A 13,051-nucleotide genomic window follows, 5' to 3' on the forward strand; every position below is an offset into this window, starting at 1 on the left:
GCGTCCAGGCCCCGGCTCCCCGCACCAGGGGATCGAGAACCACGGCCGACGGGCTCCCTCGGCCCTTGTCCCCGCAGGGGTCCGCCAGCGTCCCGCTCATCTCCCGCTCGTCCCTTCCCACCCCATGCGCTGCTCGACTATGTCCCGCAGCTGATGGCGACTGCTGATGCCAAGCTTGGGATAGACGTTGTACAGGTGGGTGCCGACGGTTCGCGGGGACAGGAAGAGCTGTTCCCCGATCTCGCGATTCGACAGGCCGTTCGCCGCGAGCCGCACGATGTGCTGCTGCTGAGCGGTCAGCTCCGCCAGCGGGGCGGCAGCCTCCGGCGCGGCGGTCCCACCGCTCGCGCGCAGTTCGGCACCGGCCTGCGCGGCGAGCCGGTGTGCGCCGAGCCGGGTGGCGGCCTCGATGACGGTCGCCGACTGCTCGCGTGCTTCCCGGGGCCGTCGTTTCCTGCGCAGCCAGAGCGCGTAACTCATCCGCGCGAGGGCGCGTTCCATCGGCCACTGGTCCGCTCCCGGGTTGACCACGGCAAGGCGGAAATGCTTCTCGGTGTCGGCGTCCAGATCCACCAAGGCCGCCGCGTGGTGCATCAACAGCGTCATCCGGAGGGCGGGCCGACGACCCTCGGCCCGTCGAACCGCCGCGAGGATGTGTGCTGCCTCCCGGTGCCGGCCCAGCCGCTGGGCGGCACCGGCCAGAGCAGCGATGGAACGGCTGGAGAGCAGGTTGTGCACCGGAGTGCCGTCGTCCTCGAACAGGGCCCGGAGGCTTCGGAAGGCGCTCTCGTGGTCCCCGAGGGACAGGGCGGCGAGTCCCCGCGCTCGAAGCATCCGGGCCATGGTGGCGCGGTTCTCGTCGAGGCTGACGGCGTGCCAGTTCGGTCCGGTGAGTTCGACCCCCGGTTCGTTGTCCCCGCGCATGGCATCCAGGGTCACGCGCAGTGCGTCGAGATCCAACTCGACGCACGTCATCCCGCGGACGACCGCGAAGGCCTGCGCCTCCTCGATCAGCTCCTCCGCCTCCGCCCATCGCCCGGTGGCCAGCAGAGCGTCCACCTGTACGGCAAGGAGGTGCGCGACCGGGCCCATGGCCCCCGCCGCCCGCAGCGGCACGAACACCTGCCGAAACAGGTCCACGCACAGGTCCGACTCGTCCGCGTAGTAGGCGACCGCTCCGATCGCGACCATCCGGTGCAGTGTCGCCGGGTTCTGCAGGTCGGACAGCCGCGGCAGCGAGGAAAGCGTCTGCAACAGGCTGGAGGCGCCGGCGGGATCGCCGGCGGCCCGGACGACGGCCAGGAGCGAGGCGGTGACGTCGTCCCGGGTGAGGTTGGAGTAGTACGGCTCCGTCGTCCTGGGGCCGGCCCGCTCGGCCCGGTTGATCAGGGTGGCCTGGTCGAGCATCCCCGGAAGGATCCTCAGGTGCTCCTCGAGTCCTGACTGGTGGGCGATTCCGCCGGCGGTCGCGACCATGGCGGTGGCGGTCGTCCCATCGAGCGGGGGAGTGCGCTCCCATGCGTCGACCAGCAGGGAGAAGGCCTCGCGCTGGTGCGAGAACAACGACAGCGCCCAACTGGTGGCGCAGATGGCAACGCTCAGCAGCCCCGGGTCACGATTCACGGCGATGAAGCTCGCGTAGAGTTCGCGGACCCAGGCCGGGTCTCCGAAGTCGTTCGCCGCCGTCAGAGCCTTGGCGAGGCGGCGGGCCCGGTCGTCGTCGCGGGGGCTGAAGCGCGCGGCCTGCTCCAAGGTCTTCGCGGTGGCGTAGAGGCCTCCTCGTCGCTGGGCCAGGAGGGCCGTGGCCTCCAGAGCCGCTGCCACCGATTCGTCCGGGCCGATCGCCGCGCCCGCCAGGTGCCAGGCCTGACGGGACGGTTGCTCACCGAGCACCGCTGCCAAGGCCCGGTGCGCCTGCTGCCGTGATTGAACGGGCTCGCGGTGGAACGCCGCGGTGCGGATCAACGGGTGCCGGAACACCACACGTCCGGCGACGACGGAGATCAGGCCCGCGCGCTCCGCCGGGGCCCACACGGACAGGTCGCACCCGGCGCCCAGGGCGGCCATGAGCGTCGCCAGTTCCTCGTGCGCCGATGCGGCGGCCGCGTACAGCAGCGCGCGCTGCGTCGCCGTCGGTAACGCACCCAGCTGGGCAGCGAACATCTGCTGGATACGCGAGGTCTGCGGTATGGCGTCATTCGTCGGCGCGAGCGCCCTGTTGGTGCGAAGGGCTCGGCACAGTTCGATGACGGCCAGCGGATTGCCCTCCGCCTGATGGAGCAGGTCCAGCCTGGCGCCTCCCGTGGGCGCGCCCGGCTGCGCGTCCAGGAGCTGCGCCGCCGCCTGGGAGGGCAGTGGCCCGAGCGGCAGCACCGCGAGATCCGCGGGGATGCCCGGCGGGGGGACCTCACCACGTGCTGCGAGCAGCACCGTGACGGATTCGCCGGCCAGGCGTCGGGCCGCGAAGAGCAGGACGTCCAGGGAGTCACGATCGCAGGCCTGGATGTCGTCGACGGCCAGCAGCAGGGGGCTCGCCTGCGCGATGTGCCTGAGCAGCGTCAGGACGGCGACGCGGAATGCCATGGGCTCGGCCGGCCCGGTGACCGGTGCGAGTCCGAAGGCCGCGCGGAGCGCATCCCGCTGGTGTTCCGGCAGGAACGCGAGATCGTCCAGCACCGGGAGCAGCAGCTGGTGCAGCGCTGCGAACGACTGCTGCATCTCCGTCTCGCAGCCCTGGGCGGCCAGCACACGCGTGCCCGTCCGGCTCGCCCGCTCCGTCGCGATGCGGAGCAGTTCGGTCTTGCCGGTACCGGCTTCGCCCAGCACCAGGAGGGACCGGGGCCGGTCACGACCGGCCCCGACGCATTCCAGGATCCGGCCGATCTCCGTCTCCCGACCGATCGGGCTGGTGGCCAGAGCGAAGATCGCCGTCACAATCCGCCTCGCAGTACACTTCAATGAACGATAAAGTACAGTATAAGCTAGTCTTGAACCGTCGAACCCAGTCCCCGGCGCGCAAAGTCAGACGCCGGCGAGGCATCCGGAAGACCGTCATCCGGACATGTTCTCCGAAGCGCGCGAAGCCGGGCCTGCCCGCAGCACCTGCCGACGCCGTCCCTTGCGCATCGACCAGAACACCGGCACGTGCGCGCCGTACCCGGTCGGGGAGGGGCCTGCGGCTCGTAGCCCGACTGCGTGACGTGTCGCGCCGAAGTCGGAGGCACAGCGTGCCGGTCGGTCTGCCTCGCGGTGCAGGGTGCTTTCGTCTGGAGGCCGGGGGTGTGACGGCTCCTGTGTCTGTCCTGGCGGCCGACCGAGTCCCGGCCTTCGTCACGCGCGTCGCCCGTTTCCTGTGGGCGTGCCGTCCGAATCACCCAGGGAGAGATCGTGGTGGCAGCAAGAGTCGAGGGCCGCGGGACGACGTCCGCGCAGCTTCTCAGGGGTCAGAAGGCGCTGGTGACCGGCGCCAACTCGGGCATCGGTCTCGCGACCGCCATTGCCCTGGGCCGGGCCGGGGCGGACGTCGTGGTGAACTACGTCGTCGGCGCGCACGAGGCGGACAACGTCGTCAAGGAGATCGAGGGCTTCGGGGTCCGCGCCTACGCCCATGAGGCCGACGTGTCCGACGAGGACCAGGTGACCGCCATGGTCGCGCGGATGGTCGAGGAGTTCGGCACCATCGACATCATGGTGGCCAACGCGGGCCTCCAGCGGGACGCTGCCGTGACGGAGATGACGCTCGCGCAGTGGCAGAAGGTCATCGACGTCAATCTGACCGGCCAGTTCCTGTGCGCGCGAGAGGCCGCCAAGGAGTTCATGCGGCGCGGCGTGGTGGAGGAGGTGTCCCGTTCGGCGGGAAAGATCATCTGCATGAGCTCGGTCCACCAGATCGTCCCGTGGGCGGGGCACGTGAACTACGCCTCCTCCAAGGGCGGTGTGGGCATGCTGATGCAGACCCTCGCCCAGGAGCTGGCCCCCCAGCGGATCAGGGTCAACGCGGTCGCGCCCGGCGCCATCCGCACGCCGATCAACCGCGACGCCTGGTCCACCCCCGAGGCCGAGGCCGAGCTGCTGCGGCTGATCCCGTACCGCCGCGTGGGCGACCCGGACGACATCGCCAACGCCGTCGTCGCCATGGCGTCCGACCTCCTCGACTACGTCGTCGGCACCACCCTCTACGTCGACGGCGGAATGACGCTCTTCCCCGGCTTCGCCACCGGAGGCTGATCTCCGATGCAGGATCACGTCACGCCCCGCCGGGTGGTGATCCTCGGCGGGGGGTTCGCCGGACTGTTCGCCGCCCGCGCCCTGCGGAAGTCACCGGTCGCGGTGACCGTGGTCGACCGCCGCGCCCACCACCTCTTCCAGCCGCTGCTGTACCAGTGCGCCTCCGGAATCCTGTCCGAGGGGCAGATCGCCCAACCGCTGCGCGGGGTTCTGCGGCGCCACCACAACGTGAGGTGTGTGTTCGCCGAGGCCACCGACGTGGATGCCGGCGCCCGGCTGGTGCACGCGCGGCGACCCGGGGGCGGAGCCCTCGCGCTGCCGTACGACGATCTGATCGTCGCGGTGGGCATGCGTCAGTCCTACTTCGGGCACGACGAGTTCGCCGCGCACGCCCCCGGCATGAAGACCCTGGACGACGCGCTGGACATCCGCCGACGGATCTACCGGGCGTTCGAGATGGCCGAAACGGCCGCGGACGACCGGGAACGGCAGGAGTGGCTCACCTTCGCACTCGTCGGTGGTGGGCCGACCGGCGTCGAACTGGCCGGACAGATCCGGGAGATCGCCGGCCACACGCTCGACCGGGAGTTCCGGAAGATCGATTCCGCCGGGGCCCGGGTGCTGCTCTTCGAGGGGTCCGACGCCGTGCTCGGCGCGTTCGGCCCGTCACTCGCCCACCGTGCGGCCCGAACCCTGCGGGGCCTCGGCGTGGAGCTCCACCTGGGCACGATGGTCACCGACATCGACGAGCACGGCCTGACGGTACGAGACCACGACGGCAGGACCACCCGGTTCGACGCCCGCACCGTGCTGTGGACGGCGGGCGTCGAGGCGCCGCCGATCGCGGCCGCGCTGGCCCGGGCGACCGGCGCCGAACAGGATCGGGCCGGACGCATCCTCGTCGAACCCGACCTCACCCTCCCCGGCCATCCCGAGATCCGCGTCACGGGCGACGTGATGAGCCTGAACCGGCTGCCGGGACTGGCCGAGGTCGCCATGCAGTCGGGTGCGTACGCGGGCCGGAGTGTGCGACACCAGGTCGAAGGCAGGACGAAGAAGCCGAAGCCCTTCACGTACCTGGATCTCGGCAGCGCCGCGTACATCGCCCGCGGCCGAGCCGTCGTCAAGGCCGGGCCGCTGCGTCTGTCGGGCTTCACCGGCTGGCTCGCCTGGCTCTTCATCCACCTGGCCTTCCTCACCGGCTTCCGCAGCAGGCTGGGAGCGGTGCTCAGCTGGTCCGTCGCCTTCGCCACCGGCTCGCGCCGCGAACGCGCCTTCACCACGCCCGACACCGACGCGTCGGCGGCGCCCCCACCACCTCCCTGACAACGGCCCCGGCCCCCCCTCGCATCCTGTCCCTCCTCAGCCCCGCCACCCCCGCAGGGCAGACCATCGAGGCGCACATGCTCAGCACCGCCGTCCTTCTGGCGAACAGCACCCCGGACCAACTCCTGCCGGCTCGTGAGCTGATGGCCTTCACCCTGGCCTCGCACATCCTGCTGGTCCCGTTCGGCGTGGCGCTGCCGTTCATCACTTTGCTGATGCACCACCGGGGGCTGCGCCGCAACGACCCCGTGGCCCTCACGCTCGCCCGCCGCTGGTCGGCGGTGATGGCCGTCCAGTTCGCCATCGGCATCATCACCGGCACCGTGCTGTCCTTCGAGTTCGGCCTGCTGTGGCCCGGCCTGATGGGCCGCTGGGGTGACGTGTTCGGCCTCGGGTTCGGCATCGAGGCATGGGCGTTCTTCCTGGAGGCCGTCCTGATCGCGATCTACCTCTACGGCTGGCGCCGCCTCAAGCCCTGGACCCACTTCTGGCTCGCCGTACCGCTGCCGCCGGCCGCCCTGATGGGATCGTTCGGCATCATCGCGGCCAACTCCTGGATGAACACCCCGCAGGGGTTCAGCCTCGACGCCCAGGGCGATCCGGTCGACGTCGATGTGCGGCAGGCGATCTTCACACCGATGTTCGGCCCGGAGTACTGGCACTTCGTGGTCGCGATGCTCCTGACCGCCGGCTATGTGGTCGCCGGTGTGTACGCGGTCGGCTGGCTGCGCGGGCGCCGCGACCGCTACCACCGGCTCGGCTTCACCGTGCCGTTCACGGTTGCCTCGATCCTCACACCGGTCCAGTTCATGCTCGGCGACTCCGCCGCTCGCGCCGTCTTCCACAAGCAGCCGATCAAGTTCGCCGCCACGGAGATCGTCTGGAAGACCGACACCCACGTACCGGAGTACATGTTCGGGCGCCTGCATCCCGACGGGACGATCTCCGGCGGGCTCAAGATCCCTCAACTGGACTCGATCCTCGCCGGATTCAGCCCCGACACCAAGGTGACGGGCCTGTCGTCGGTCCCGGCGAGCGACCGCCCGACGGCGACTCAGGCCACCATCGCCCACTGGGCCTTCGACATCATGGTCACTGTCGGCAGCCTGCTGATCCTGCTCGCGCTCTGGTACGCCTGGTCCTGGTGGCGACACCGGGACAACCCCGGCGGCCGCTGGTTCTATCGCTGCGCCGCGATCGCGGGAGTCGCCTGCCTGGTCACCGTGGAGTGCGGCTGGATCACCACGGAGGTCGGCCGCCAGCCCTGGATCGTCTACCAGCACATGCGGGTCTCGGAGGCGGTGACCAGCACTCGAGCCGGATCGCTGTGGGCGATGCTCGCCATCGTCGTCGTCGTGTACGTGGCCGTCTTCGGCGCGTTCCTCGCGGTCGTCCTGAGGATGCGCACCCGCTGGCGCATCGCCGACGAGGGCTTGGCCGCTCCGCGCGGCGAACTGCCCCCGGAGACCGACACCCCGTACGGGCCCAGAAGCGAGCCCGAGCCGGCGCCCGCGGGGACCGCGCCCGGCACCGGGCCCGACCACACGCCTGGCGGTGCGTCGTAGTGGCCGAGTTCATCGCATGGGTACTGGTGGTCGCGATCGCCGCCTACGCCTGCGCCGGAGGCACCGACTACGGCGCGGGCTTCTGGGACCTCCTGGCCGGCGGCGCGGAGCGCGGCAAGCGGCCCCGCTGGCTCATCGACCACGCCATGGCACCGGTCTGGGAGGTCAACAACGTCTGGTTGATCTTCATTCTGATCATCATGTGGACCGGCTTCCCGACGATGTTCCAGGCCGTCTTCTCTGCGATGTGGCTGCCGCTCGCCCTCGCCGCCGTCGGCCTGGTGCTCCGCGGCGCCGGGTTCGCCCTGCGCAAGCCGTCCCGTCGACTGGCCCAACGACGGATCTACGGCGCGGTGTTCGCCGTCGCGTCCCTGGTGACGCCGTTCTTCCTCGGAGCGGTGCTCGGCGGCATCGCCTCCGGTCGGGTCAAGGTCGGCACGACCGCCTCCGCGGACGCCTGGGCCAATGGAACCTCCGTCCTCGCGGGATTGCTGGCCATCGCGGCCACCGCCTTCCTCGGGGCGGTCTTCCTCTGCTCCGACGCCCTGCGGTTCGGCGCGCACGATCTCGTCGACTACTTCCGCGTACGGGCGCTGATCGCCTTCGGCGCCGTCGTGGTCCTCGCGCTCATCGGCCTGCCCGTCACCCACGACGACGCCCGGTACGTCTGGGACGGCCTCACCGGGGGCCTCGGCCTGCTGCTGATCATCCTGGCCGCCGTCTGCGGTCTGGCCACGGTGCTGCTTGTGCTGCGCCGGTCCCACGGCTGGTCCCGCTACACCTCGGTGGCGAGCGTCGCCCTGACCGTCGGCGCCTGGGGCTTCGCGCAGCGGCCCTACGCGCTGCCGACCTCGCTGACGGTGGCCGACGCGGCCGGCGCGTCCCACACCCTGCGCTGGCTGGTGATCGTCACGGTCATCGCGATCGTCCTGGTCGGTCCGGCGCTGGTGCTGCTCTACCGGCTCGACACGATGGGTGAGCTGGAGGAGCTCACCGACGCCGACACCCGGGCCGCCAGAACGCCGGGGGGCAACGTGTAGCGACGCACCCGTCAGCTCAGCCGGTCGGCGATGTGGTCGCCGACCCGCAGGGCGTTGGCGATGGCGGTCAGGGACGGGTTCACCGCGCCGATGCTGGGGAAGAAGCCGGTGTCCACGACGTAGAGGTTGTCGAGGTCGTGGGTCTTGCAGTTCACGTCGAGGGCCGAGCTCTTCGGGTCGTCGCCGAACCGCACGGTGCCGGCCTGGTGCGCGGTGGCGCCGATCGGCATGCCCTTGTGCAGGTAGATGCTGTGCGACAGCAGATGGTGCTCGTGCATGCCCAGGTGCCCGAGCATGCCCTGAAGCTTGTGCTGGAGGCGCTTCAGTCCGGCCACGTTGTTCTTCTCGTCGAGCGCCAGGTGGACGGCGTCGTCCTTGTCGAGGGTGACCCTGCTCTCGGCCAGCGGGAGGTCCTCTCCGCACAGCCAGAAGTCGACGGCATGGTGCGCGAGCACCTCGAAGGGCATGTCGGGCGTGACGGCGCCGGCCCAGCGCGGCGCCTCGCCGTGGATCTGGTCGGCGTCCGACTTGCCGAGCATCTGGATGCCGCCGAGCGGATACTCCCAGTCGTCCGCGCCCAGGTACCAGTCGTTCAGCGCCAGGGTCTTCTGGAATCTGGTCGGGTTCGGCTCCTTCGAGACCGCCATCAGCGCCAGGTTGTTGTGCCGCATGTAGTGGCGTCCCACCACGTCCGAGCTGTTGGCCAGGCCGCCGGGGTGCTTGTCGTTGGCCGAGCGGAGCAGCAGGACGGCGGAGTTGACCGCGCCGGCGGCGACCACCACGATGTCGGCGCCGAATGCCTCGGTCACTCCGTTCTTGAGCTCGGCGACGACCTTGGTGACGGTGCGTCCGGTCGGGTCGGTCTCCAGGCGCCGCACGTTCGCGTTCGTCACCATCGTGACGTTGTCGTACTTCAGTGCCGGCTCGACGCAGATCACCTGCGCGTCGGACTTCGCGCCCACCAGGCAGGGGAAGCCGTCGACCCGGTCGCAGCGGATGCAGACGCTGTCATGGGTGGCCCGGCCGTGCTCGTCCTGGGTGAGGTTCACGCCGATCGGCAGGTGGAAGGGGTGCAGGCCGGCCTTGCCCAGATCGTCGCTGAGCTGCTGGATGCGCGCCTCGTGCTCGACCGGCGGGTAGGCGTACTGCGCGCTGGTCGGCCCTCCGGTGGGGTCCTCGCCGTGCCGGCCGTGCACCAGGTAGAGGTGCTCGGCCTGGGTGTAGTACGGCTCCAGGTCCTCGTAGCGGATCGGCCAGGCCGGTGAGACGCCGTCGTGGTGGCGCAGTTCGCCGAAGTCCTCGGGCCGGAGCCGGAAGAGGGCGGCGCCGTAGAACTTGGTGTTGCCCCCGACGTAGTAGTTGACCTCCGGGGGGAACTGGTCGCCGTGCTTGTCGTACCAGAACTCGGGGGCACGGTACTTGCCCTTGACGAAGACGGCGGTGGAGTCCCAGTTGTCCCGTTCCCGCGGCAGGTAGCCGCCGCGCTCCAGGATCAGGACCCGCTTGCCGGTGGGGGCGAGCCGGTGCGCGAGCGTACCGCCGCCCGCTCCCGTACCGATGACGATGACGTCGTAGTGCTGATCGTCTGCCATGAGAGGGTCCCGTTCCAGTAGTCGATGGCTGTCCTGGCCGTAGAGCCTGTGGGTGCCGGGGTCATAGGACGGCTGTCGGGTTGACCGGCGAACCGGTGGCGTCCGGCAGCCTCAGCGGGGCGATCACACAGAGGAACGACCAGCGTCCCTCCGCCTCGCAGACCGGCGCCAGGTCCTCGAACTGCAGGTAGTCCAGCAGGTGAAGGCCCATGGCGTGGACCGCGAGCACGTGCACGGGAAAGTCCACGCCCTCGGTGGAGCTCGGGGCGGTGTCGTTGTTCCCGTCGCCGCCGAGCACGGCGACCCGCCGGTCCGCCAGGAACTCCAGCGCCGACGGATGGAGTCCCGCGCGCGCGTCCGCCGCGTGCCACGCGCCCAGTTCGGCGCGGCGTCGGCGGTGGCCGACCCGGACGAAGAGGAGGTCGCCCTCGGTCACGCGGACCCGCTGGGCCGTCTCGGCCGCGGTGAGGTCGTCGACGCTCACGTGATCACCCGGGTCGAGCCAGGGCACGCCGCGCAGCCGGGGGATGTCCAGCAGCACGCCGCGTCCGACGATCCCGTCGCGCGCCGCCTCGATGGAGAGTGCGGTGGCCCCGCCCGCCGTGACGCTGCTCGCGGACACGCCGCCGTGCAGGGTGCCGTCGTAGATCACGTGGCAGAGGGCGTCGATATGGCTGTCGGCGTCGCCGTGCACGTTCATCGCGAAGCTGTCCCTCGCGAAGTGGAGCCGGCCCTGCGCGTCTTCGTCCGGCTGCCCGCTCATCCGGTGCCTCGCGGGCTCCGGATTGTCCGGGCCGGGCAGCGTCTCCACCGGCGCGGCGAGCGTGACCGTCCGGCCGGTCCGCACCTCGCGGGTGGCGGCCAGCACCCGGGCGGGAGTGAGCGCGTCCAGAGCGCCCCGGTCACCCGCGGCCCAGGCGGCGCGCGAGCGCAGACGCCGGTACAGCACGCCGAACTCGTCCTCGGTCAGCGGCGGCGGTCCTGCCGGACGGGCATGCGTGACCATGGGTCAGCGCCCGCTCTCCGCGTCGAGCGCCTCGTCGAGGGTGGTAGCCGCCATGATGAGCGACAGATGGGTGAACGCCTGGGGGAAGTTGCCCAGTTGCTCCCCGCTCGGACCGATCTCCTCGGCGAAGAGCCCCACGTGGTTGGCGTGGGTCTGCATCTTCTCGAAGGTGTAGCGGGCCTGGGGCAGCCGCCCCGCCCGGGCCAGCGCGTCGACGTAGAGGAAGGTGCACAGACTGAAGGTGCCCTCCGAACCGCGCAGCCCGTCCGGCGATGCGGCAGGGTCGTAGCGGTAGACGAGGCTGTCGGAGACGAGCTTGCGGTCCATCGCGTCGAGGGTGGCGAGCCAGGCCGGGTCCCTCGGGGCGATGAACTGGACCCTCGGCATGAGCAGCAGGGAAGCGTCCAGGACGTCGCCGCCGTAGTGCTGGACGAAGGCGCCCTCCTGTTCGCTCCAGCCGCGTTCCATGACCTGCTCGAAAATGTCGTCCCTGGCGCTGCGCCACTTCTCCATGTCGGCGGGCCTGCGGAAGTGCTCGGCCAGGCTCAGCCCGTGGTCGAAGGCGACCCAGCACATCACGCGGCTGTAGGTGAAGTCCTGGCGGCCCCCGCGGGTCTCCCAGATGCCCTCGTCCGGCCGGTCCCAGTGCTCGGCGAGCCAGTCCAGCGTCCCGGCCAGCGCCTTCCATCCCCGGTACGTGGTCTGCTGCGCGATTCCGAGGCCCTGGGACACCGCGTAGAGGGCCTCACCGTAGATGTCGAGCTGGAGCTGGTCGGCGGCGCCGTTGCCGATGCGGACGGGGGAGGAGCCGCGATAGCCCTCGAAGTGTTCGAGCGTCTCCTCCGGCAGGTCGGGATTGCCGTCGATCCGGTACATCGTCTGGAGCGGCTCGTCCTCCTTGCCCTCGCGCTCGTACAGCCGGTCGACGAGCCAGTGGACGAAGGCGGTGGCCTCCTCGACGAAGCCGAGGTCCAGCATGGCCCGCACGGACAGCGCGCCGTCGCGCACCCAGGTGAACCGGTAGTCCCAGTTGCGTTCTCCGCCGACCTGCTCGGGCAGGCCCATGGTGGCCGCCGCGACGAGGGCGCCGGTGGGGGCGTAGGTGAGGAGCTTGAGGGTGATGACCGAACGGTGCACCAGCTCGGGCCAGCGGCCCCGGTAGCGGGACTGGTGCAGCCAGTCCTGCCAGAAGCGGCCGGTGTCCTCGACCTGTGCGGTGATCCCGTCGACCGTGAGGGGTGCGGGCGCCTCGCCGCCGGACGCGCAGACGGTGAACACGGCGCCGCCCGCCTCGCCGGCGCTCAGCGTCACCCTGCCGAGTACGTCCTGGCCGTCCCGCTCCAGGGGGAAGGAGGTCTGCAGGTGCGCGTCCATTCCCGGGGACCGGAACAGGCCGGTGTTCTCGCCGAGTTCCAGCCGGTGCTCGGCCCGGCCGTAGTCGAAGCGCGGCCGGCACTCGAGCGTGAAGTCGACGGTCCCCCGCACGCACCGCACGACGCGTATCAGGGTGTGACGGTCGGTGGCGGTGCGGGTCCGGTCCGCAGGCATGCAGTCGACGACCTCGCCCACTCCGTCGGGCGACATGAACCGGGTCACCAAAATGGCCGTGTCGGGGTAGTAGAGCTGCTTGCAGGTCACGTCGGGGTGCTCGGTGGCCAGTCGCATGTACCCGCCGCCGTCGTGATCGAGCAGAGCGGCGAAGACACTGGGCGAGTCGAACCGGGGAGCGGCGAACCAGTCCACGACACCCTGCGACGAGACGAGCGCGGCGGTCTGCAGGTCGCCCACCAGGCCGTGTTCGGCGATGGGAGGGTAGCGGTCCATGGCTGCTCCGAGTTCTCGGAAAGAGCCCCCTATGTCCACTATCTGCCACTCGGGTGGCCCTTGCGCGTCGGAAGCGGTCCACGATCGGTCGCTCACCGCGGCCGGTGACGACAGTCCGCCGGCCGGCGGCGGGCACTCTCACCCGGCTTGCCGACCCCCGCCCACCGGGTGTTACTGGCCGCATGGAGATGATCCACGTCCGGCTGGTGAGCCCCCCTGATCTCACCCCCCGGGCGGTCGGGCTGCTGACCGACGACCGCTATGTCTTCAACCTGGTCGTCCTCGCCGAACTGGCGCACAACCCCGACGGCGACGCGATCGAGTGCGACATCCTGGCGGGTGCGGCCAACGCCGTGCTGCGCGGTCTGCGCGAACTGGAACTAGTGCCGCGGCAGGCAACGTTCGCCCCGTCGCGACGCCCGGCACGCACTCTCGCCGCACCGGCCGAAAGCCCAAGTACGTCCAGTACGA

At 70.7% G+C, this 13,051-nt stretch carries 8 protein-coding genes and 1 pseudogene; 5 read left to right on the forward strand and 4 right to left on the reverse strand.

What is annotated here, in order from left to right; all coding sequences use genetic code 11:
* Positions 1-96 precede the first annotated feature (96 nt).
* On the reverse strand, positions 97-2,934 hold the full coding sequence (locus AB0J04_RS36845) for an AAA family ATPase (protein WP_363172971.1): 2,838 nt from the start codon (positions 2,932-2,934) through the stop codon (positions 97-99).
* A 456-nt stretch (positions 2,935-3,390) separates the two neighbouring features.
* Here AB0J04_RS36845 and AB0J04_RS36850 point away from each other — a divergent pair, with 456 nt between their 5' ends.
* The 4 genes from AB0J04_RS36850 to AB0J04_RS36865 all read left to right on the forward strand — a co-directional run bounded on the left by AB0J04_RS36850 (position 3,391) and on the right by AB0J04_RS36865 (position 8,158).
* Positions 3,391-4,227: an SDR family oxidoreductase gene (locus tag AB0J04_RS36850; protein WP_363172979.1), complete on the forward strand. Its 837-nt coding sequence runs from the start codon at positions 3,391-3,393 to the stop codon at positions 4,225-4,227.
* A 6-nt stretch (positions 4,228-4,233) separates the two neighbouring features.
* Positions 4,234-5,553 (forward strand): NAD(P)/FAD-dependent oxidoreductase, encoded by a 1,320-nt coding sequence (locus AB0J04_RS36855; protein ID WP_363172972.1) that lies wholly within the window; start codon positions 4,234-4,236, stop codon positions 5,551-5,553.
* A gap of 77 nt (positions 5,554-5,630) precedes the next feature.
* Complete coding sequence (locus AB0J04_RS36860) at positions 5,631-7,118, forward strand: cytochrome ubiquinol oxidase subunit I (protein ID WP_363172973.1); 1,488 nt, start codon at positions 5,631-5,633, stop codon at positions 7,116-7,118.
* Entirely contained in the window at positions 7,118-8,158 is a 1,041-nt protein-coding gene (locus AB0J04_RS36865; protein WP_363172974.1) for a cytochrome d ubiquinol oxidase subunit II, read from the forward strand. Before AB0J04_RS36860 ends, AB0J04_RS36865 begins: the two co-directional genes overlap by 1 nt.
* Before the next feature lie 11 nt (positions 8,159-8,169).
* On the opposite strand, the gene AB0J04_RS36870 is transcribed toward AB0J04_RS36865, so the two are convergent.
* The 3 genes from AB0J04_RS36870 to AB0J04_RS36880 all read right to left on the reverse strand — a co-directional run bounded on the left by AB0J04_RS36870 (position 8,170) and on the right by AB0J04_RS36880 (position 12,580).
* Positions 8,170-9,750, reverse strand: a complete 1,581-nt coding sequence (locus AB0J04_RS36870; protein WP_363172975.1) for a GMC family oxidoreductase — start codon at positions 9,748-9,750, stop codon at positions 8,170-8,172.
* A 61-nt stretch (positions 9,751-9,811) separates the two neighbouring features.
* Entirely contained in the window at positions 9,812-10,756 is a 945-nt protein-coding gene (locus AB0J04_RS36875; protein WP_363172976.1) for a cyclase family protein, read from the reverse strand.
* Positions 10,757-10,759: 3 nt separating this feature from the next.
* On the reverse strand, positions 10,760-12,580 hold the full coding sequence (locus AB0J04_RS36880; RefSeq protein WP_363172977.1) for a glycoside hydrolase family 15 protein: 1,821 nt from the start codon (positions 12,578-12,580) through the stop codon (positions 10,760-10,762).
* 182 nt (positions 12,581-12,762) lie between these two features.
* Here AB0J04_RS36880 and AB0J04_RS36885 point away from each other — a divergent pair.
* Positions 12,763-13,051, forward strand: a pseudogene (locus tag AB0J04_RS36885) (DUF389 domain-containing protein); the annotation flags it as partial.

Source organism: Streptomyces sp. NPDC050263 (assembly GCF_040655955.1).
Lineage (GTDB): Bacteria > Actinomycetota > Actinomycetes > Streptomycetales > Streptomycetaceae > Streptomyces.

Coding starts and splice junctions, on each gene's coding strand:
- AB0J04_RS36860 (WP_363172973.1), top strand. CDS start 5,631: ATGCTCAGCACCGCCGTCCTTCTGGCGAACAGCACCCCGGACCAACTC.
- AB0J04_RS36855 (WP_363172972.1), top strand. CDS start 4,234: ATGCAGGATCACGTCACGCCCCGCCGGGTGGTGATCCTCGGCGGGGGG.
- AB0J04_RS36870 (WP_363172975.1), bottom strand. CDS start 9,750: ATGGCAGACGATCAGCACTACGACGTCATCGTCATCGGTACGGGAGCG.
- AB0J04_RS36880 (WP_363172977.1), bottom strand. CDS start 12,580: ATGGACCGCTACCCTCCCATCGCCGAACACGGCCTGGTGGGCGACCTG.
- AB0J04_RS36875 (WP_363172976.1), bottom strand. CDS start 10,756: ATGGTCACGCATGCCCGTCCGGCAGGACCGCCGCCGCTGACCGAGGAC.